Consider the following 21,091-nt stretch of genomic DNA (forward strand, 5'->3'; position numbering starts at 1 on the left):
ACCGGTTGTGCGACACGGTATGCGCGACCCTGTGGTTGCGCGATGACGGGCCGCCGCTGCGCGGCCCGTTTCGGTTTTCAAACAGGTCCGACAGACCCAACCCCCAGCCCCAACCCCACGAGGTCCGCATGAGCTTTGTTGCCATCACCCTTCAGCGCGAGGACTGGGCCGACCCCTCGGTGCCGCTGCCCGAATATGCCACCGATGGCGCCGCCGGGGCCGATATTCGCGCGCAATTGCCCAATGGTCCGCTGGTGCTGGCGCCGGGTCAGCGCGCGCTGGTGCCGACCGGCCTGCGCATGGCGATCAGCCCGGATTTCGAGGTCCAGATCCGCCCTCGCAGCGGGCTGGCGCTGCGCGACGGGGTGACGCTGGTGAATGCGCCGGGGACCATCGACTGCGACTATCGCGGGCCGGTGGGGGTGATCCTGATCAATCATGGCGATGTGCCGGTCACCATCGCGCATGGCGAACGGATCGCGCAGATGGTTGTCGCCCCGGTCGTGCAGGCGCGGTTCACGCTGGCCGACAGCCTGCCGGAAACGGCGCGGGGCGCGGGCGGCTTCGGTTCGACCGGGCGGGCGTGATGGCGGTGGTCGTGGTTCTGGCCGCGCTGGCGCTGGTCTGGTTCGGCGGTGCCGCGCTGGGGGTCGCCCCGCGCTTGCGTGGGCTGGCGATGCTGGCGCTGTGGGGCGCGGTTCTGGCGCTGGTGGGGCTCGCCCCGGCCAGCGGTCTGGGTCGTTGGCTGGGTGGTTCGGTTCAGGGCTGGCTGGTGGGCGGCGGGGTACTGGCACTGGCGCTGGCCTATCGCTGGCTGGTGAGGCTGGCCCGCGCCCGCGCGGTGCCACAGCCGGTTGCCGACGCGGCCCCGCTTGCCGCGCCCGCGCCCGCCGCTTTCGACCCCGAGGCGCCGCTGTCTGATGCCGAGCTGGACCGCTATGCCCGCCACATCATGCTGCGTGAACTGGGTGGTCCCGGCCAGCGCGCGCTGCGCCGGGCGCGGGTGCTGGTGGTCGGGGCCGGGGGGCTTGGCTCGCCCGTGTCGTTGTATCTGGCGGCGGCGGGGGTGGGGCGCCTGACGCTGGCCGATGACGACACGGTCAGCCTGTCGAACCTGCAACGCCAGATCCTGTTCGCCACCGGGCAAGAGGGCCAGCCCAAGGCACAGGCCGGGGCTGATCGTCTGCGCGCCCTGAACCCGCAGATTCAGGTCACGCCGCTGCCCCGCCGCATTACCGCGCAGGACGCCGATTTTCTGCGCGGCTTCGATCTTGTCATCGACGGCACCGACAGTTTTGCCGGGCGTCAGGCGATCAACGCTGCCTGCGTGGCGGCGGGGGTGCCGCTGCTGGCCGGGGCGATTGCGCAATGGGAAGGGCAGATCACGGTCTATGACCCCGCGCGCGGTGCGCCCTGCCTGTCCTGCCTGTTCCCGCAGGCCCCCGCCCCCGGCAGCACCCCCAGCTGTGCCGAGGCCGGGGTGATTGGCGCGCTGCCCGGTGTGATTGGCGCGATGATGGCGCTTGAGGCCGTCAAGCTGTTGACCGGCGCGGGGCAGGATCTGCGTGGCCGGATGATGATCTATGACGGGCTTTATGCCGATGCGCGGGTGATGCGCCTGTCGCGCCGTGCCGATTGTGCCGTTTGCGGAACGGCGACCTGACCGGCTGGCAGGGCGGCTGGAAAGGGGGCACAGATTTTCGGGAACGAAAGCCGGGTGTTGACGCTTTGTTGACTGGACGCGGGTTGAAACCGCCCGCCACACCCAACAAGGAGATCAGAGATGACCCGCACCCCGTTGCTGATTCTTGGCGCCGCCTTTGCGCTGGCGGCCTGTAACCCGGTCACTGCCGTCGAAAAGACCGACAATGCCACCATCGTGATCGAAAATGATGTGTCCCAGAAAGTGCCTGCCAAGGTCGAGGCCGCTGCCGGCCCGGTCAAGTCAGGTGACACGCTGGCGGGCCGTTATGACCTGACCCGCAAGGGCTGTGACGACATGAACAGCATGACCAAACTGATGGTCGAGGGCAACAAGATGACCTTTGCCGAATCCAGCTGCACGGTCGCGGCCTCTGAAAAGGGCAGCAACTATACCAACGCGACGCTGTCCTGCACCGGTGAGGGCAAGGATTTCAACCGTCAGGTCAAGCTGCAACTGCGCGGTGATTCGCTGCGTATGACCGAGGGCGCGAATACCTATACCTATTTCAGCTGCGCCAAGTGATTTTTCCTGCGACACAGGTGTAAACATCGCGGCCGTCCGTTTTTTTTCGGGCGGCCGTTAACCGAATCTTGGGATTCGGTTGCTAGGCTTTTCGGGAACGCATCACGAAAGGTTCCCGATATGTCGCGTTTCTTTTCTTCTTTGGCTGCTATCGCGCTGACGCTTTTTCCGCTTGCCGTTGCGGCGGGCACGTTCGATGGCGTCTATGATGCCGATCCGCGCCTGTGCGCCATCAGCAGTTCCAGCACCACCCGGCTTCAGGTGTCGGGGGATCGGCTGAATTTCTATACCGCCCATTGCCGGATGCAGGGCGGTGTCGACGGGCATATGCGGCTGGCCTGTGCCGATGGCGACGGCGCTTTTGTCGAACATGCGTCACTGCGGCGCACGCCTCAGGGCGTCAGGCTGCGTGGTTTTGGCGGCGCGCGCGAACTGCATCGCTGTCGCTAAGGCCGAAATGACCGGGGCGTCGGGTTTTGTGCCGCAACGTCAGTCGCGCAATTCATCCGCGTTGACGCCCCAGACGGCACGCTTGGCCACCCAGCCGCTTTCACCGCCGCCGGACACGCGGCACCATTCAGGACGGCATTCGCCCAACCGCAGCACCGAACCGGATTCGGCGCGGGCGGTGACGGCTGCCCCATCCTGCGGACGCGCCAGCAGATCGGCCATATCCTGTGTCACCACCACGGTGCGCACACCCGACAACAGCGAATAATGCACCCAGCCGCCCTGACCATCCTGGTCAATGACCCGCCGCCAGTGGCCATATTCCGCGATCACCTGCAAAGGCATCCCTGCATGGCGGAACACCCAGTCGATGCGATGCGACAGGCTTGGCCCGCGCCGCGCATTGCCCTCGCTGCCTTTCAGGCTGACATAGCGCGGCAAGGGCAGGTTGGTGATCGGCCCCCGGCTGGGGTCGGGCTTGCCCTCTTGCCGGGTCATGGTGGGCTGTTGCCGGGCCAGAATGGCGCGGGCAGCATCCATCTGGTCCTCGGTCACGGTCAGGGTTTCGGCGCTGGCCGCGATGGCGGACCATGCCAGCAAACAGGCCGCAAGCGCGCCGCGAAGGCGGTGTGTGGTGGTCATTTTCTGTCCTGCTCTGATCGGGGTCTTGTGCCTGCCCCGGCTTGCAGGCAGTTTGCCAAAAACAGCCCGGATTTGGAAGAGAGGTCATCCCATGCCTGCCGCACAATCCCCGCGCCCGCGTTTGCGCGTCTGTGTCACCCGCCGCCTGCCCGAAACGGTCGAGACCCGGATGAAAGAGCTGTTCGACGTCCAGCTGCGTGACGACGACCGCCGGTTGGGGCGTGACGAACTGGTGGCGATGATGCGCGATTGCGACGTTCTGGTCCCGACCGTGACGGATCAGATCGACGCCAATATGCTGGCGCAGGCGGGCGAGCGGCTAAAGCTGATCGCCAATTACGGCGCCGGGATCGACCATATCGACGTCGCCAGCGCCCGCCAGCGCGGCATTCTGGTCAGCAACACCCCCGATGTCGTGACCGAAGACACGGCTGACATGACCATGGCGCTGATCCTTGCCGTCACCCGCCGCATCCCCGAGGGGCTGGCCGAAATGCAGGCCGGGCGCTGGCAGGGCTGGTCGCCCACCGCGCATCTGGGCGGTCGGCTTGGCGGTCGCCGTCTGGGCATTTTGGGCATGGGCCGCATCGGACAGGCCGTCGCCCGCCGCGCCAATGCCTTCGGGATGCAGGTCCATTACCACAACCGCAAACGCCTGCGCCCCGAGATCGAGGACGAATTACAGGCGACCTATTGGGAAAGCCTCGACCAGATGATCGCGCGGATGGACATTATCAGCATCAACGCGCCCCACACCCCCAGCACCTTCCACCTGCTGAACGCCCGCCGCCTGAAACTGCTTAAACCAAGCGCGGTCGTGGTGAATACCTCTCGCGGTGAGGTGATCGACGAAAACGCCCTGACCCGGATGCTGCGGGCCAATGAAATCGCAGGCGCCGGGCTGGATGTGTTCGAACACGGGCACGAGATCAACCCGCGCCTGCGCGAATTGCCCAATGTCGTGCTGTTGCCGCATATGGGCAGCGCCACAATCGAAGGCCGGGCCGAGATGGGCGAAAAAGTCCTGATCAATATCAAGACCTTCGCGGATGGCCACCGGCCACCGGATCTGGTCGTGCCGGGGATGCTGTAAACCGCACAGCCTTGGTCCTGCCCGCCTCGCTTCTGTCCCAAATACCTCGGGGGTGAGGGCCGCAGGCCCGAGGGGGCTGGCCCCTGCACCCCCGACCGGACAGACCGGTTGGTGCAGAACAAGCGCGCAGGGACCATCTGGCGGCGCTTAATTGATGCGGTTTCCGGTCGCTGCGTCGAACAGGTGGATGTCATCTGGCGCCACCGACAGCCGCAAACGATCGGCCAGCGGTTCATGCGCCGATTGCGTCAGGGTCAGACGCTCGCCGCTGATATGACCGTGGATCAGGCGCTGCGCCCCCAGTTCCTCGACCGCGTCGACGACCATGTCCAGCGGGCCGTCCGGGGTCACGATCAGGTCTTCGGGGCGGATGCCAACGGTGCCGGCATGGGCGGTGCCGGGCAGCATCGGCACCGCGCGGGCCGCGATCAGGTTCATGGCCGGGCTGCCGATAAACCCCGCCACAAAGGCCGAGGCCGGGCGGCGATACACCTCCAGCGGGGTGCCGATCTGCTCGACCTTGCCGGCGGACAGCACCACCAGCCGGTCAGCCAGCGTCATGGCCTCCAGCTGGTCATGGGTGACATAGACCGAGGTCGTCCCCAGCCGTTTTTGCAGCGCCTTGATTTCCAGCCGCATGGTGACGCGCAGCTTGGCATCCAGATTGGACAGCGGTTCATCGAACAGGAAGGCCGCCGGTTCGCGCACGATGGCCCGGCCCATGGCGACGCGCTGGCGCTGACCGCCCGACAGGGCCTTGGGCTTGCGATCCAGATAATCCCCGATCTGCAGGATCTCGGCGGCCTCGGCCACGCGGCGGTCGATTTCGGCGCGCGGTGTGCGGCGGTTTTTCAGGCCATAGGCCAGGTTCTGGCGCACGCTCATATGCGGATACAGCGCGTAATTCTGGAACACCATCGCGATGTCGCGGTCCGCCGGTTCGACCTGGTTGACCACCCGCCCGCCAATGGTCAGCGTGCCATCGGTAATGCTTTCCAGCCCGGCGATCATCCGCAGCAGGGTCGATTTGCCGCATCCCGACGGCCCGACCAGAACGATGAATTCGCCATCGCGTATATCCAGATTGACCCCGCCAATGGCCCGATTGCCGCCCGCATAGGTCTTGCCCAGATTGTCCAGCGTGATCGCGGCCATTTACTTCTCCGTCTCGACGAGGCCCTTGACGAAGAGCCGTTGCATGAAAATCACCACCAGCAGCGGCGGCAGCATGGCCAGAATGGCCGTGGCCATGATCAGGTGCCATTGGGGTTCGGTATCGGCGGTGGTCACCATCCGTTTGATGGCCGCGACGATGGTATACATGCTGGAATCGGTGGTGATCAGCAGCGGCCACAGATACTGGTTCCAGCCATAGATGAACATGATCACGAACAGCGCCGCGATATTGGTGCGCGACAGCGGCAGCAGGATGTCGCGAAAGAATTTCATCGGTCCGGCACCGTCGATGCGGGCGGCCTCGGTCAGTTCGTCCGGCATGGTCAGGAACACCTGACGGAACAGGAAGGTCGCGGTGGCGCTGGCGATCAGCGGGATCGACAGCCCGGCATAGCTGTTGAGCAGCCCCAGATCGGCCACCACCTTGAAGGTCGGCACGATGCGCACCTCGACCGGCAGCATCAGGGTCGAGAAGATGACCCAGAAGGCCAGCATCCGAAACGGAAACCGGAAATAGACGATGGCAAAGGCCGACAGGATCGAGATGGCGATTTTCCCGATCGAGATCGACAGCGCCATGATGGCGGAATTCAGCATCATCGCCCCGACCGGCGGCGTCCCCGAGGTCGAAACCCCGCTGCCAAGCATATAGGAATAATTCTCGACCAGCCGGTCGCCGGGCCACATTGGCACGACGCCGGACAGGAAATCATACGGCCCGTGGGTCGAGGCGACAAAGGCGATCCACACTGGCAGCGCGACCATGGCCACGCCAAGGATCAGCACCAGATGCGCCAGCAGGTTCAGAATGGGGCGGTTCTCGATCATCAATAGGCCACCTTCTTTTCGATCCAGCGGAACTGGACGATGGTCAGGGCAATCACGATCAGCATCAGCACCACCGATTGCGCCGCGGACGAGCCAAGGTTCTGGCTGACGAAGCCGTCGAAATAGACTTTATAGACCATGATATTGGTCGACTGCGCCGGGCCGCCCATGGTGGTGGCGTCGATCACGGCGAAGGTTTCGAACATCGCATAGACGAAATTGACCACCATCAGGAAAAACGTGGTCGGGGAAATCAGCGGCAGGGTAATGGTGAAAAAGCGTTTTACCGGCCCGGCCCCGTCAATGGCCGCCGCTTCGCGCAGCGAGGCGGGGATGGATTGCAGCCCGGCCACGAAGAACAGGAAGGAATAGGAAATCCGGCTCCAGGCGCTGGCGATGACGACCAGCGTCATGGCATCGCGCGGCTTTGATATGTGGTCCCAGCGATAGCCCACCATTTCCAGCACATAGGGCAGAACGCCGATGGTCGGGTTGAAAATGAACCACCACAGGATGCCCGCCACCGCAGGGGCCACCGCATAGGGCCAGACCAGCAGCGTGGTATAGCCATGCGCCGATTTCACCATCCTATCCACGGCCACCGCCATCAGCAGGGCAAAGCCCATGGTCAGCGCGGTCGTGGCCAGCGCGAATATAACCGTGACCTTGATCGCGTTCAGGTATTCCGGGCTGTGCAGCAGGCCCTGATAATTGGCCAGCCCGACAAAGCTGGTGTTCAGGCCAAAGGCATCCTCGCGCAGGAAACTTTGCCAGATGGCCTGTGCCGCCGGCCACAGAAAGAAGATGGCGGTAATGGCAAGCTGGGGCGTCAACAGCAGCCACGGCAGCAGCTTGTTGCCAAAAATGGCGCGTTTCATGGGCAATCACCGGAAAAGCAAAGGGGCGCGCGGATCATCCCGCGCGCCCCGGTGTCGGGTTACGGGTTCTGGGACTGGAATTCTTCGATCAGCTTGTTGCCGCGCGCCACGACCGCATCCAGCGCGCCCTGGGCGTCTTTCTTGTCGGCCAGCAGGGCTTCGAATTCTTCGTCGATGATATTGCGGATCTGGACGTAATTGCCAAAGCGCAGACCTTTGCTGTTTTCGGTCGGGGCGTTCAGGGTGATCTGCTGAAGGCCGGTTTCCGCGCCGGGGTTCTGGTCGTAATAGCCCTGCGATTTGGCAAGGTCATAGGCCGCCTGCGTGATCGGCAGATAGCCGCTGAATTCGTGCCAGTCGGCCTGAACCTCGGGGCTGGACAGATAGGTAAAGAACTTGGCCACACCCTTGTATTCCTCGGCCGGGCGGCCCTCCAGCACCCACAGGGTGGCGCCACCGATGATGCTGTTTTGCGGCGCGCCCTCGACATCGTCGTAATAGGGCAACATGCCATAGCCGACCTCGAAGTCCTTGGCATTGGCGATCACCCCCGCGCGCGAGGCCGAGCTGTTCATGATCATCGCGCAGTCCTGGCCATAGAAGGCGGGCGGGGCATTGTCGCCGCCGACCGGGCCGCCATATTTGAAGATGCCTTCATCGGCCCATTTCTTCAGATTGGCCCAATGCTTGACCTGAACCGGGCCATTGACCGACAGGCGCGCATCCAGACCGCCAAAGCCGTTCTGTTCGGTGCCGATCGGCTGGTTGTGCCAGGCGCTGAAGTTTTCGGTCTGAATCCACGACACCCAGCCGGTGGTGAAGCCGCATTTCGCCGCGCCCGATTCCATGATCTTTTTGGAATAGGCTTCCATATCGGCCCAGGTTTTCGGCGGGGTGTTCGGGTCAAGGCCGGCTTTTTCGAACACGGTCTTGTTATAATACAAAATCGGGGTCGAGCTGTTGAACGGCATCGACAGCATATTGCCATCGGTATCGGTGTAATAGCCGACCACGGCGGGCAGGAACGCCTTGGGGTCGAAATCCTCGCCCTCGTCCTGCATCAGCTGGTAAACCGGACGGACGGCGCCCTTGGCGGCCATCATGGTGCCGGTGCCGACCTCGAACACCTGCACGATGGCGGGCTGTTGCTTGGCGCGGAAGGCGGCAATCGCGGCGGTCATGGTTTCGGGATAGGTGCCCTTATAGGACGGCACGATGGTGTATTCGTCCTGGCTGTCGTTGAAATTCCTGACGATCTCTTCCAGCTTGGCGCCCAGTTCGCCGCCCATGGCGTGCCACCACTGGATGTCGGTTTTGGCCTGCGCCGCCGAAAGCGAGGCGATCAGCGCAATGGCCGAGGCAGAAACGATACGCGACATGGGGTGTTCCTCTTTCCTGTTGGGAATGACCCTGCCGCACCTAACCGTCCTGTGCGACAGGTTCGTAAAGGTTTTATGACTGTTTTGTGGCAGCTATCACATTTCCGGTCAAGCGTCGCGTTCCGCCGGCAATGCGCTGATTTGTCTGTGGAAAGGCCCCGGCGCGGGCAGGGGCCAGATGGTGCAGGGCGTCAATGCGGGGCGGTTTCCCCGCGAATGGCGCGGATGGCGGGGTCAATCACCCATGTCGCCAGCGGGATCAGCGCCAGCCCCAGCGCCAGCCCGAACAGGCCGTCGAAAAACGCCGTGACGGCCCATTGCACGAAACCGGTGGCGCGACCGGCGGCATCGGCGGCGGCGACAGCCATGTGGTGAATCCAGTCATAGGGCTGATGCTGGCCCAGTTCGTGCAGGCCGTGAATGACGATATTGCCGCCGACCCACAGCATGGCGGCGGTGCCGACGATGGTCAGGGTCTTCATCACCACCGGCATGGCCTTGACCAGCCCGCGCCCAAACCCCGCCAGTGCCCCGCCACGGCTGGCCATGGAAACGCCGATATCGTCCATCTTCACGATCAGCGCCACGGCGCCATAAACGGCGGCGGTGATCACCAGACCGGCAACGGCCAGCGTCGCGGCCTCGGTCGCCAGACGGGCGGCGCCGGACAGGTTCATCGCGTCGATCAGGCCGGTGGCCTCTTTCAGGATGATGGTCATGATCTCGGCGGACAGGATGAAATCGGTCTTGATCGCGCCTTTGACCTTGCTTTCCTCCAGCCGGGCGGGGTCGCCTTCGGCGCTGAGGTGGCCATCGGCATGGGGCTGGTGGGGAAAGAACACATGCCAGACCTTTTCCGCCCCTTCAAAGCACAGATAGGCCCCGCCAAGCATCAGCAGCGGCGAAATCGCCCAAGGGGCAAAGGCCGACAGCAACAGCGCCACCGGCAGCAGGATCACCAGCTTGTTGAAAATCGACCCTTTGGCGATCTTCCAGATGATCGGCAATTCGCGGTCGGGGTCAAAGCCGTGAACATATTTCGGCGTCACCGCGGCATCGTCGATCACCGCGCCCGCCGCCTTGGCCGATGATTTCATGGCCATCCCCGCCACATCGTCGACCGAGGCCGCCGCGACCTTGGCAATGCCGGCCACATCGTCCAGCAGGGCGATCAATCCGCTCATCCGTTATCCTTTCCCGACAGGCTGTTTTGGGGATGGCGGCTGCGCGGCGCTGCGTCAACCCCCGCGATGCCGTCGCGCCACCGCCCTGCGCCCGCCTGCCAGCGCGGGCCTGCCGCGCCCCAAGGTCTTGCGAAAGCCCCGCGAATGCTTCAAACCTTTCGCGTTACACGCAGAAGGGGACAGGGCATGGCCGATCTGGAAATGAACGCGAAACCGACCGAAGAGGTCGACCTGCGCGAGGTCTTTGGCCTTGACAGCGACATGAAGGTCAAAGCCTTTGCCGATCGCAGCGACCGCGTTCCCGAATGCGACCCGACCTATAAATTCGACCCGGATACGACTTTGGCGATTCTGGCGGGCTTTGCCTATAACCGCCGGGTGATGATTCAGGGCTATCACGGCACCGGCAAATCGACCCATATCGAACAGGTCGCCAGCCGCCTGAACTGGCCCTGTGTGCGGGTCAACCTTGACAGCCATGTCAGCCGCATCGACCTGATCGGCAAGGACGCGATCAAGCTGGTCGATGGCAAGCAGGTCACCGAATTTCACGAAGGCATCCTGCCCTGGGCGCTGCGCAACCCGACCGCGATCGTGTTCGACGAATATGACGCGGGCCGCGCCGATGTGATGTTCGTGATCCAGCGCGTGCTGGAGGCCGACGGCAAGCTGACCCTGCTGGACCAGAACGAGGTCATCACCCCGAACAAATATTTCCGCATGTTCGCCACCGCCAACACCGTGGGCCTTGGCGACACGACGGGGCTGTATCACGGCACGCAACAGATCAACCAGGGCCAGATGGACCGCTGGTCGCTGGTGTCGACCCTGAATTACCTGTCCCACGACGCCGAGGTGAACATCGTGCTGTCCAAGGCCCCGCATTACAACACCGAAAAGGGGCGGGATCAGATCTCGAAAATGGTGACGCTGGCCGACCTGACGCGCACGGCCTTCATGCAGGGCGATCTGTCGACGGTGATGTCGCCGCGCACCGTCATTGCATGGGCGCAAAACGCCGAGATTTTCCGCAATATCGGCTACGCCTTCCGCCTGACCTTCCTGAACAAATGCGACGAACTGGAACGCCAGACCGTTGCCGAATTCTATCAGCGCCTGTTCGACGAGGAACTGCCCGAAAGCGCGGTCGCGAAGGCGGGGTGATGGGACAGGGACGCAGGCCCGCCTGCTTGCGTCCCCAAATCAGGCTTTGTGCGGGCGACCCTGGGCGCGCAAGGTTCCAGCGAGGTCACAGCGATGAATAAAACCGATAACCCCGCCGATCCCTTCAAAAAGGCCCTGTCCGAGGCCACGCGGGCGCTGGCCGATGACCGGGATCTGAACGTCACCTATACCGCCGATCCGTCCGGTCTGGCGGGCGACACCATGCGCCTGCCACAGATCAGCCGCCGCATGTCCGCCGACGAGGTGCGTCTGGCGCGCGGCACCGCCGACGCCTTTGCGCTGCGCCGCCGCCACCATGACGAGGCCACCCACGCCCGTTATGCGCCCGGCGGCGAGGTGGCGCGCGATCTGTATGAGGCGATGGAAACAGCGCGGGTCGAGGCCTTGGGCGCGCGCCACATGCCCGGCGCGCTGTCCAATATCGACGCGAAAATCGGCGCCGAGGCCGACCGCAAGGGCTATGCCCAGATCCGCGACGCGGGCGAGGCCCCGATGTCGGTCGCGGCAGGGTGGTTGCTGCGCCAGATGGCGACGGGGCGCGACCTGCCGCCCGGTGCGCAGCATGTGGTCGATTTGTGGCGTCCCCGGCTTGAGGCAATGGCAGGCGGTTCGCTGGCGTCGCTGAAGGATGCGCTGGCCGATCAGTCGGCCTTCGCGCGGCTGTCGCGGCAGGTGATCAGCGATCTGGGCTATGGCGACCAGTTGGGCGACGACCCCGACGACACCCCGCAGGACGATGCCGACGAGGACAGCCAGCAGGACGAAGAGGCGGGCGACAACCAGTCGCGCGATCAGGACGATTCCGACGATGCCGAGGCCACGCCCGAACGCGCGCAGGACCAGACGCAAGAGGAACGTCAGGCGCAGGTCAGCCTTGACGATCAGTCCTCTGAAGACATGGCCGAAGAGGCCGAAAGCCCCGATTCCGAAATGCCCGAGGAACTGCCCCCGCCGATCAGCGAGGCCAGCCCCGATTACCGCGTCTTTACCACCCGCTTCGACGAGGAAATCCGCGCCGAGGATCTGGCCGATGCGGCCGAACTGGAACGGCTGCGGGCCTATCTGGACAAACAGCTTGACCCGCTGCGGGGGGCGGTGTCGCGGCTGGCCAACAAGTTGCAGCGCCGCTTGCAGGCGCAGCAGAACCGCAGCTGGGAATTCGATCAGGAAGAAGGGGTTCTGGACGCGGGCCGTCTGGCGCGGGTGGTGGCCAACCCGACCACGCCGCTGTCGTTCAAGGTCGAAAAGGACACCGAATTCCGTGACACGGTGGTGACGCTGCTTCTGGACAATTCGGGGTCGATGCGGGGCCGCCCTATCAGCATTGCCGCGATCTGTGCCGATGTGCTGGCGCGCACGCTGGAACGCTGTCACGTCAAGGTCGAGATTTTGGGCTTTACCACCCGCGCTTGGAAGGGCGGCCAAAGCCGCGAGGCATGGCTGGCCCAGAACCGCCCCGCCACGCCCGGTCGCCTGAACGACCTGCGCCACATCATCTACAAGGGCGCGGATGCGCCGTGGCGGCGGGTGCGCCCCAATCTGGGCCTGATGATGAAAGAGGGCCTGCTGAAGGAAAATATCGACGGCGAGGCGCTGGAATGGGCGCATCGCCGCATGGTGCGCCGGTCCGAGGCGCGCAAGATCCTGATGGTCATCTCGGACGGGGCGCCGGTGGATGATTCGACGCTGTCGGTCAACCCCGCCAGCTATCTGGAACGGCATCTGCGCGACGTGATCGCGATGATCGAAAAGCGCAGGCAGGTCGAATTGCTGGCCATCGGGATCGGCCATGACGTCACCCGCTATTACCAGCGCGCGGTGACGATTACCGATGCCGAACAACTGGCCGGGGCGATCACCGAACAACTGGCGGCGCTGTTCGATGCCGACCCGCGCAAACGCGCGCGGGTGCTGGGGATGAATGCCCTGCGGCGCATGGGCTAAGACGCCGGGAAAGGATATGTGATGGGTCAGATGCGACAGGTGCTGGCGGCGGCTTTGGTGGCGGCGGTGGCCGGGTGCGGCAGCTATGCCCGGCTGAATTCGGCGCCGCCTGCCGATCGCTATGAAACCGCGCAGATCACCGGTTATCACCATATCCGCTTTTACGGCGATGCCGATCTTGGCCCCGCCTCCGATGACCGCAAGGCCCGCCAGTTGCGCGGGCGCAGCGATGCCGAGCGTCTGGGGGCGCTGATGGCGGGCGATATCGCCACCGCCACGCCGGTCGACCCCGACGCGCTGGACACCGCCGTCATCAGGCAGGTGCAGACCGCGCGCAAGATCGACGTGTTGCTGTTGTCGGGCGGCGGCGATGGCGGGGCCTATGGCGCCGGGCTGCTGAAGGGCTGGACCGCGCGCGGTGACAGGCCGGAATTTCAGATGGTGACCGGGGTGTCGACCGGGGCGCTGATCGCGCCGCTGGCCTTTCTGGGGCCGCGCTATGACCCGATGCTGGAATCCTTCTATACCCAGACCAGCAGCGCCGACATTTTCCTGCTGCGCCCCTTCAAGGCGCTGTTCGGGGCGATGGGCGTGGCCGATTCCGGGCCGCTGCAACGCCAGATCGCGCAGGTCGTCACCCCGCAAATGGTGGATGATATCGCCCAACAGCGCCGCCGTGGGCGGCTGTTGCTGATCGGCACCACCGATCTGGATGCGCAGCGTCAGGTGATCTGGGATATCGGCCGCATCGCCGCCTCGGACCAGCCGGACAAGGTGGCGCTGATCCGGCGTATCCTGCTGGCCTCGGCCTCGATCCCCGGCGCGTTCCCGCCGGTGCCGGTCAATGTCACCGTCGATGGCAAGGCCTATCAGGAACTGCATGTCGATGGCGGCGTGACGCGGGGGGTGTTTGCCTATCCGCCGCGCGCTGTCATGCCCTGGCCCAGGGGGCCGCGCCGGATGTGGGTGGTGCGGAACTCGAAAATGTCGCCGGAATATGTGGCGACACGGGCGGGGGTGCTGGCCATTGCCTCGCGCAGCCTGTCCACGCTGATCAAGTCGCAGGCCTCGGGCGATGTGGCGGCGCTGCAATCGCTGGCCCGCCGCGACGGGTTCGACTTTCGCGTGACGGCGGTGCCGCCGACCTTTCCCATCACCCCCGACAAACCCTTTGACGCGACCTATATGCGCAGCCTGTTCGCCACCGGCGAAAAGGTGGGGCGGTCGGGGCAGGGCTGGTTTGCCGATGCCGGGCCGCTTTCCGTGCCCTCGACCGCCATTTCCCTGCAAGCAAAGAACTGACATGCCCCTTCAGACCTTCGACCGCGTCACCCATCCCGGCCAATCCGCCCCGCGCGTGGCCCGCCTGCGCCAGAACCTGACCCAGCGTGGTCTGGACGCCTTTCTGGTGCCCCGCGCCGACCTGCATCAGGGCGAATATGTCGCTGACCGCGATGCCCGGCTGGCCTGGCTGACCGGCTTTACCGGCAGCGCCGGCTTTGCCGCCATCACCCATGACCGCGCCGGGGTTTTCGTCGATGGCCGCTATCGTGTGCAGGTCAAGGCGGAAACCGACCCCGCCATCTTTACCCCCGTGGCATGGCCCGAAACCCAGCTGGCCGACTGGCTGATGCAGGCCCTGCCCGAGGGCGGCAGGATCGGCTTTGACCCGTGGCTGCATACCCGGCACGAGATCTCGGGCCTTGCCGCGCGGCTGGAACCGGCGGGGCTGACGCTGGTGCCGGAACTGGCCAACCCCATCGACGCCATCTGGGACGACCAGCCGGCCGCGCCCAAGGGGCGGGTGCGCATTCACCCTGACCATCTGGCCGGGGCCAGCGCGGCCAGCAAATGCGCGATGATCGCCGCAGGGCTGACCGCCGATGGCCATGGCGCGGCGGTGCTGACCCTGCCCGATTCCATCGCATGGCTGCTGAATATTCGCGGCACCGACCTGCCGCATAACCCGGTGGTGCAGGCCTGCGCCATTATCGAGGCCGACAGCCATGTCAGCCTGTTCATCGACCCCGACAAGCTGGACGCAGCGGTGCGCGCCCATCTGGCCGATGCGGTCACGCTGCTGCCCCCCAGCGGCTTTGGCCCGGCGCTGGCGGCGCTGACCGGCCCGGTCCGGGTTGACCCGGCAACCGCGCCCGAACAGGTGTTTGCCCTGCTTGAGGCCGCGGGAACCGCCATCGCCGCCAGGCCCGACCCGGTGATCCTGCCCAAGGCGATCAAGAACCCGGCCGAGATCGCGGGAATGCGCGATGCGCATTTGCACGATGGCGTGGCAATGGTGCGGTTTCTGGCATGGCTGGACCGCCAGCAACCCGGCACGGTGTCGGAAATCGACGCTGTCACCCGGCTCGAGGGCCTGCGACTGGGGCAGGGCGCGCTGGATATCAGCTTTACCACCATCGCCGGGGCCGGGCCGAACGGGGCCATGTGTCATTACCGGGTCAGCACCGAAACCAACCGCATCGCGGCACCGGGCGAATTGCTGCTGGTCGACAGCGGCGGCCAGTATCCGGCAGGGACCACCGATATCACCCGCACCATGGCCATCGGCCCGGTCGATGCGGCGGTGCGCGCGCCCTATACCCGCGTGCTGCAAGGCATGATCGCCATCAGCCGGGCGCGCTTTCCGCGCGGTCTGGCGGGGCGCGACCTTGACGCGCTGGCGCGGGCGCCGCTGTGGATGGCGGGGCAGGATTTTGACCACGGCACCGGCCACGGCGTCGGGGCGGCGCTGTGCGTCCATGAAGGCCCGATCCGCATCAGCCGCATATCCGAGGTGCCGCTGGTCCCCGGCATGATCCTGTCGAACGAGCCGGGTTATTACCGCGAGGGCGGTTTTGGCATCCGCATTGAAAACCTGATCGTGGTGCAACAGGCACAGGCCGAGCCGGGGCGCGATATGCTGGATTTCGAGACCCTGACCTTCGTGCCCATCGACACCCGCCTGATCGACACCACGCTGATGTCAGGGCCTGAACTGGACTGGCTGGATGGCTATCACGCCGAAACCCTGTTCCGGCTGGCGCCGCATCTGGATGGCGCGGATCTGGACTGGCTGCAACAGGCCACGCGCCCCATCGCCCGCGCCTGAACCTGCCGCACATTCGGACGGGGGGCTGTCTGCCCCCCACCGGCTGCGCCGCCCCCCGAAGGTATTTGGAACAGGGGCGAGGGGACCTTCTTCGTTGGGACAATACCCCGGGGTCCGGGGCAGCGCCCCGGTAACGGCCTAGCCGTGTTCCTCGGCGGCGGTGTCGGCCAGTGCCTGGTTCAGCGCGCGCAGGGCGTCAATATGATAGACCACGCCCGGAATGTCGGGTTTGGCAGGGGCCTGCGGGCCGATGAAGGCGGGGTCGGGGGTGGCGGGTCTGGCGGGCTGGATCACCGGCAGGAAGGCTGCGCCAAGCCGGTCGAATTCGGCCAGCGCGGTTTCCAGCGTCGCCCCCTCGGTCAGGTATTTCCCGAAATCGGCCAGCGCGCGGGCAAGGTCCGCCGCCGGGGCGTTGGGGGCGTCCATTGGACGCATCAGGCTGGTGATGCGCATTTTTTGCGGCAGCCAGACCTGTGGCCCTTCCGCGATGCGGATGCCGCGATTTTCCAGCTGGGTCAGAAAGAAAGACCGCTGCACCATGCGCGAGGCCAGCGCCGAGGACAGCGACACCGCCGTCATCACCGCGATGCCGGTTTGCCAGTCGCCGGTCATTTCGAACACGATAAGCGCGGTCGAGATCGGCGCCCCCAGCACCGCCGCGCCCACCGCCCCCATGCCCGCCAGCGCATAGATCGAGGGCGTGCCAGACAATTCCGGCACCAGCCCGGTGGCGATAATGCCAAAGGCCAGCCCGGTCAGCGCCCCCATCACCAGCGAGGGCGAAAACACCCCCCCGCCCATGCGGCCGCCAAGGGTGATGGCCACCGCGACCGCCTTGATGATGGCAAAGACGATGACCTCACTCAGGGCCAGCTTGCCGGTCAGCGCCGCCGAGGTGGTTTCATAGCCGACGCCGATAATATGCGGAAACGGGATCGCGATCAGACCCAGCAATGCCCCGGCAAGGGCCGGGCGCAGCCAGCGCGGCCAGCCGGTGCGGGCCATGGCCTTGCCGGCCAGCGATTCGGCGCGCAGGATTGACCACATCAGCGCCCATGCCACCAGCCCGCAGACCAGCCCCAGCAGCATAAAGGCCGGAAGTTCCACATAAAATCCCAGTGCGGGTCCGCTGGGCAGGATGAATTCGGTCACCCCGCCAAATTTCAGCCGGTTGATGACCGTGCCCGCCACCGCCGAAATGGCGATGGGCGCAAAGGCATGAACGGCGAAATGGCGCAGCACGACCTCGTGGGCGAACAACGCCCCGGCGATGGGGGCGTTAAAGCTGGCCGCGACCGCACCGGCCACCGCGCAGCCCAACAATTCGCGCCCTGTCATTGGCCCGGCCTTGATCCGCGCCGCCACCCAGGTCGAGATGGTCGCGGCCAGATGCACCACCGGCCCTTCGCGCCCGGACGATCCGCCGGTTCCCAGCGTGATCAGCGAGGCCAGCGCCGAGGCCAGCCCGGCGCGACCCTCGACCCGGCCACCCTCCAGCGCGGCGCCCTCGATTACATCGGCCACGGTGCGGCAGCGCCCGTCGGGGGTGAAGCGATGCAGGATCAGCCCCACCGCCAGCCCCCCGGCCACCGGCACCAGCAGCACCCACCACCACGGCAATTGCCCCGCGACCGAGGCCAGCCGCAGGTCATCGGCGCCGTAAACCGCCCGTTGCAGCGCCGCGATCCCCAGCCTGAACCCCAGCGCGGCGAAACCGGCGGCCACCCCGATCAGCAGTGCGATGATCCAGAATTGCACATTGTCGGGACCGTGGCTGCGCATCACCCGCATCACCCGCGCGGTATGCGTGTGCAATTGCCTCCAGAAGGCGCTGATCGGGCGGGTGATGTGTCTCATGCCGCCCAAAGCATCACAGATTTCGTCCGGCGTCCATCTGTCGGCGGTCCCTTGCCCGATGCCACCCCGCGGCATTAGGCTGTGCGGGCCACAGCACAAGGACCACACCATGCCGATCGCCGCCGATGCCCTGTCCGCCTTGTCTGCGCTGTTGGGGGACCGCCTGTCGGTCAAGCCCGCTGACCTGACCCAGCACGCGCAATCCGAAAGCTTTCACAGCGCCCCTCCGCCCGATGCGGTGGCCTGGCCCCAGACCACCGACGAGGTGTCGCAGATCCTGCGGATCTGTAACGCGCATCTGGTGCCGGTGACGGGCTGGGGGGCGGGCACCTCGCTCGAGGGGCACGCGCTGGCGACGCGCGGCGGGCTGGTGCTGGACATGACCCGGATGAACCGCCTGATCGAGGTCCGCCCCGAGGATATGCAGGCCACCATCCAGCCCGGCCTGACGCGGGAAGAGCTGAACACCGAACTGCGCACCACCGGCCTGTTTTTTCCGGTCGATCCGGGCGCGAATGCCACGCTGGGCGGGATGGCCGCGACACGGGCCAGCGGCACCACGGCGGTGCGCTATGGCACCATGCGCGACAATGTTCTGGCGCTTGAGGTGGTGCTGGCCGATGGCCGCGTCATCCGCACCGGCACGCGGGCGGCGAAATCCAGCGCCGGTTATGACCTGACCGCGCTGATGGTCGGGTCCGAGGGCACGCTGGGCATCATCACCGAACTGACCCTGCAACTGCATGGCCAGCCCGAGGAGGTCGCCGCCGCCGTTTGCGCCTTTGACACGCTGGAACAGGCCGTCGATTGCGTGACGCTGACCATCCAGTCGGGCATTCCGATGGCGCGGATCGAATTCGTCGATGCGGTGACGGCGCGGGCCTTTAACCAATATGCGGGCATGGACATGCCCGAATTGCCGCATCTGATGATCGAATTTCACGGTTCAGCCGATTCGGTGAAATCGGACGCCGAACGCTTTGGCGAGATCGCCGCCGAATTCGGCAGTCACGGTTTTGCCTGGGCGACCTCGGCCGAGGATCGCACGCGGCTGTGGAAAATGCGCCATGCGGGGTATCCGGCGGGGCTGTCGCTGCGGCCCGGCTCGACCGGGGTGGTGACGGATGTCTGCGTGCCGATCTCGGCGCTGGCGGGGGCGGTGGCGGCGGCCAGCGCCGATATTGCCGAGGCCGGGATGATCGGTCCCATTGTGGGCCATGTCGGTGACGGGAATTTCCATTCGCTGCTGCTGGTGGAGCCGGGCAATCAGGCCGAAATCGCCAAGGCCAAGGAACTGGCGGCGCGCATGGCCGAACGCGCGCTGGCGGTGGGCGGCACCGTGACCGGCGAACATGGCGTGGGCATTGGCAAGCGCGTGTTCATGCCTGCCGAACATGGCGAGGGCTGGCAGGTCATGGGCGCGATCAAGGCGGCGCTGGACCCCAACAACATCCTGAACCCCGACAAGCTGGTGCCGGATCGCAACTGACCCGGGGCATGGGCCGGTGCTGCGCTGTGGCCGCGCGGGAGGGGGCGGTGCAGCCCCCCGTTTCGCCAGCCCATGCGGGGTGGGTCCGCGCCTGCGCGGGTCTTGACCTGACGATTTCGTGATCGCTTTCGCCCCATGACTTTTTCGCGATCCGCTGCGATAAGTCGCGAAACGGGAATGGGGACATGATGTCGAAACTGGTCAGGATTCTTTCGGTCGTGGCGCTGGCGGCGCTGGCCGCGTGCGGTGGCGGGCGTGGCGCGCACCATGTCGGGGGCGGGGCGGGTTACGTCGCCGGGGCGGTGCCGCAGCTGGGCGATACCAAACCCCATGCCTGGCAGGGCGGGCACCCCTATAACAACCCGGTGCATGGCATCGACATCTCGCGCTGGCAGGGCGCCATCGACTGGGGGCGGGTGCGCACATCGGGGGTCAGCTTTGCCTTCCTGAAGGCGACCGAGGGCGCAGACCATTCCGACCCCGAATTTCCCCGCTATTGGCGCGAGGCCGGGCAGGCGCGCATTCCGCGCGGGGCGTATCATTACTATTACTTCTGCCGTTCGGGCGCGGAACAGGCGATGTGGTTCATCCGTAACGTGCCGCGCGAACGCGGGGCGCTGCCGCCGGTGCTGGACATCGAATGGACCCATTCGCGCACCTGCCCGCGCCGCCCCGGCCCGGACGAGATCCGCCGCGAGGCGCGCATCTTCATGGACATCCTGCAACGCCATTACGGCCAGCGGCCGATCGTCTATACCACCGTCGATTTCTATCGCGACAACAACCTGCGCCTGTGGAACGAGGAATTCTGGCTGCGCTCGGTCGCGGATCACCCGCGCAATGTCTATCCGGGCAAGGCCTGGACCTTCTGGCAATATACCGGCACCGGCACCGTGCCGGGCATTCAGGGGCAGGTCGATCTGAACACCTTTGCCGGCGATGTCGGGGGGTGGCGGCGATGGCTGGCACGGCGTCTGCAAAGGTGACCCCGCGCGCCCTGTTATGGGCGGAATTCGGGGCGCTGTTCATCGCGGCGCCCCTGGCCATTGCGCTGTTCCTGCCGCCCCGGCAGATGTTCGGGGCGCTGTTTGCCTTTACGCTGGTCGGGCTGTTCCTGATCTGGCGCACCGGCCAGTTCGACTGGCGCGGGCTGGGGCGCGGCTGGGCGCGGGTCGACTGGCGGCGGGCCGCGGGTTTTGCCGTGGCGGTCGGGCTGGTCAGCTGGGGGGGTGTGCAACTGACCGCCCCGCAGGCGGCGCTGGGGCTGTGGCGCGATCACCCACGGCTGTTGCTGCTGATCTGGCTGCTTTACCCGCTGTTGTCCGCCCTGCCGCAAGAGCTGATCTTTCGCGCCCTGTTCTTTCACCGCTATGCCACGCTGATGGGCGGTCCGCGCGCCGCGCTGTGGGTGAATGCGGCGGTATTTTCGCTGGCGCATCTGATGTATTGGAACCTGCTGGTCGCGGCGATGACCTTTGCCGGCGGGTTCATCTTTGCGCGCGCCTATGTGTCGCGCGGCTTTCCTTCGGCACTGGTTTTGCACGCGCTGGCGGGAAATATGCTGTTCACCGCCGGGATGGGGCTGTATTTCTATTCCGGTAACGTGGTGCGGCCCTTCTGATCGCTTGACTTTGCGCCCCCCGCGCGGTT

At 65.7% G+C, this 21,091-nt stretch carries 19 protein-coding genes; 12 read left to right on the forward strand and 7 right to left on the reverse strand.

From position 1 onward, the window contains the following. Window positions 1-128 precede the first annotated feature (128 nt). From dut to ACFXP9_RS00575, 4 genes are all read left to right on the forward strand, one after another. On the forward strand, window positions 129-587 hold the full coding sequence (gene dut, locus ACFXP9_RS00560) for a dUTP diphosphatase (protein ID WP_397207657.1): 459 nt from the start codon (window positions 129-131) through the stop codon (window positions 585-587). Beyond that, a complete protein-coding gene (locus tag ACFXP9_RS00565) occupies window positions 587-1,663 on the forward strand; it encodes a HesA/MoeB/ThiF family protein (RefSeq protein ID WP_397207659.1) in 1,077 nt (358 codons plus the stop codon). The genes dut and ACFXP9_RS00565 overlap by 1 nt, the downstream gene beginning before the upstream one ends. A 120-nt stretch (window positions 1,664-1,783) precedes the next feature. Beyond that, the gene (locus ACFXP9_RS00570) at window positions 1,784-2,227 is read left to right on the forward strand and encodes a hypothetical protein (RefSeq protein ID WP_397207661.1); all 444 of its coding nucleotides are present in this window, start codon (window positions 1,784-1,786) and stop codon (window positions 2,225-2,227) included. A gap of 120 nt (window positions 2,228-2,347) precedes the next feature. After that, entirely contained in the window at window positions 2,348-2,677 is a 330-nt protein-coding gene (locus ACFXP9_RS00575) for a hypothetical protein (RefSeq protein WP_397207663.1), read from the forward strand. Between the two features lie 39 nt (window positions 2,678-2,716). Here ACFXP9_RS00575 and ACFXP9_RS00580 read toward each other — a convergent pair whose 3' ends face one another. Continuing rightward, window positions 2,717-3,319, reverse strand: coding sequence for an SH3 domain-containing protein (locus tag ACFXP9_RS00580; RefSeq protein ID WP_397207665.1), 603 nt, complete (start codon window positions 3,317-3,319; stop codon window positions 2,717-2,719). 91 nt (window positions 3,320-3,410) lie between these two features. On the opposite strand from ACFXP9_RS00580, the gene ACFXP9_RS00585 reads away from it, so the two are divergent. Further along, window positions 3,411-4,412 carry a 2-hydroxyacid dehydrogenase gene (locus ACFXP9_RS00585; protein ID WP_397207667.1) on the forward strand — a complete coding sequence of 334 codons (1,002 nt, stop codon included), beginning with the start codon at window positions 3,411-3,413 and terminating at the stop codon, window positions 4,410-4,412. 147 nt (window positions 4,413-4,559) lie between these two features. Here ACFXP9_RS00585 and ACFXP9_RS00590 read toward each other — a convergent pair whose 3' ends face one another. The 5 genes from ACFXP9_RS00590 to ACFXP9_RS00610 form a co-directional block, all read right to left on the reverse strand. Next, complete coding sequence (locus ACFXP9_RS00590; protein ID WP_397207669.1) at window positions 4,560-5,567, reverse strand: sn-glycerol-3-phosphate import ATP-binding protein UgpC; 1,008 nt, start codon at window positions 5,565-5,567, stop codon at window positions 4,560-4,562. Continuing rightward, the gene (gene ugpE, locus ACFXP9_RS00595; protein WP_397207671.1) at window positions 5,568-6,416 is read right to left on the reverse strand and encodes a sn-glycerol-3-phosphate ABC transporter permease UgpE; all 849 of its coding nucleotides are present in this window, start codon (window positions 6,414-6,416) and stop codon (window positions 5,568-5,570) included. Then, window positions 6,416-7,294 carry a sn-glycerol-3-phosphate ABC transporter permease UgpA gene (ugpA, locus tag ACFXP9_RS00600; RefSeq protein ID WP_397207673.1) on the reverse strand — a complete coding sequence of 293 codons (879 nt, stop codon included), beginning with the start codon at window positions 7,292-7,294 and terminating at the stop codon, window positions 6,416-6,418. Before ugpA ends, ugpE begins: the two co-directional genes overlap by 1 nt. A 59-nt stretch (window positions 7,295-7,353) precedes the next feature. Beyond that, complete coding sequence (gene ugpB, locus ACFXP9_RS00605; RefSeq protein WP_397207675.1) at window positions 7,354-8,673, reverse strand: sn-glycerol-3-phosphate ABC transporter substrate-binding protein UgpB; 1,320 nt, start codon at window positions 8,671-8,673, stop codon at window positions 7,354-7,356. Between the two features lie 191 nt (window positions 8,674-8,864). Then, window positions 8,865-9,857, reverse strand: a complete 993-nt coding sequence (locus ACFXP9_RS00610; protein WP_397207677.1) for a DUF808 domain-containing protein — start codon at window positions 9,855-9,857, stop codon at window positions 8,865-8,867. A 186-nt stretch (window positions 9,858-10,043) separates the two neighbouring features. Here ACFXP9_RS00610 and cobS point away from each other — a divergent pair, with 186 nt between their 5' ends. The 4 genes from cobS (at window position 10,044) to ACFXP9_RS00630 (ending at window position 16,095) form a co-directional block, all read left to right on the forward strand. Then, window positions 10,044-11,021, forward strand: coding sequence for a cobaltochelatase subunit CobS (gene cobS / locus ACFXP9_RS00615; RefSeq protein WP_397207679.1), 978 nt, complete (start codon window positions 10,044-10,046; stop codon window positions 11,019-11,021). A gap of 93 nt (window positions 11,022-11,114) precedes the next feature. After that, window positions 11,115-12,986, forward strand: coding sequence for a cobaltochelatase subunit CobT (gene cobT / locus ACFXP9_RS00620; protein WP_397207681.1), 1,872 nt, complete (start codon window positions 11,115-11,117; stop codon window positions 12,984-12,986). Between the two features lie 21 nt (window positions 12,987-13,007). Then, window positions 13,008-14,288, forward strand: coding sequence for a patatin-like phospholipase family protein (locus tag ACFXP9_RS00625; RefSeq protein ID WP_397207683.1), 1,281 nt, complete (start codon window positions 13,008-13,010; stop codon window positions 14,286-14,288). Window position 14,289: 1 nt separating this feature from the next. Further along, complete coding sequence (locus tag ACFXP9_RS00630) at window positions 14,290-16,095, forward strand: aminopeptidase P family protein (RefSeq protein WP_397207684.1); 1,806 nt, start codon at window positions 14,290-14,292, stop codon at window positions 16,093-16,095. Between the two features lie 138 nt (window positions 16,096-16,233). Here ACFXP9_RS00630 and ACFXP9_RS00635 read toward each other — a convergent pair whose 3' ends face one another. Beyond that, the gene (locus tag ACFXP9_RS00635; protein WP_397207686.1) at window positions 16,234-17,952 is read right to left on the reverse strand and encodes a chloride channel protein; all 1,719 of its coding nucleotides are present in this window, start codon (window positions 17,950-17,952) and stop codon (window positions 16,234-16,236) included. 109 nt (window positions 17,953-18,061) lie between these two features. Here ACFXP9_RS00635 and ACFXP9_RS00640 point away from each other — a divergent pair, with 109 nt between their 5' ends. The 3 genes from ACFXP9_RS00640 (at window position 18,062) to ACFXP9_RS00650 (ending at window position 21,062) form a co-directional block, all read left to right on the forward strand. After that, window positions 18,062-19,441 carry an FAD-binding oxidoreductase gene (locus ACFXP9_RS00640; RefSeq protein ID WP_397207688.1) on the forward strand — a complete coding sequence of 460 codons (1,380 nt, stop codon included), beginning with the start codon at window positions 18,062-18,064 and terminating at the stop codon, window positions 19,439-19,441. Window positions 19,442-19,629: 188 nt separating this feature from the next. Next, complete coding sequence (locus ACFXP9_RS00645) at window positions 19,630-20,427, forward strand: glycoside hydrolase family 25 protein (protein ID WP_397208168.1); 798 nt, start codon at window positions 19,630-19,632, stop codon at window positions 20,425-20,427. After that, window positions 20,400-21,062 carry a CPBP family glutamic-type intramembrane protease gene (locus ACFXP9_RS00650; protein ID WP_397207689.1) on the forward strand — a complete coding sequence of 221 codons (663 nt, stop codon included), beginning with the start codon at window positions 20,400-20,402 and terminating at the stop codon, window positions 21,060-21,062. The genes ACFXP9_RS00645 and ACFXP9_RS00650 overlap by 28 nt, the downstream gene beginning before the upstream one ends. Window positions 21,063-21,091 lie beyond the last annotated feature (29 nt).

The sequence above is a fragment of the Paracoccus jiaweipingae genome (assembly GCF_044335505.1).
GTDB lineage: Bacteria > Pseudomonadota > Alphaproteobacteria > Rhodobacterales > Rhodobacteraceae > Paracoccus.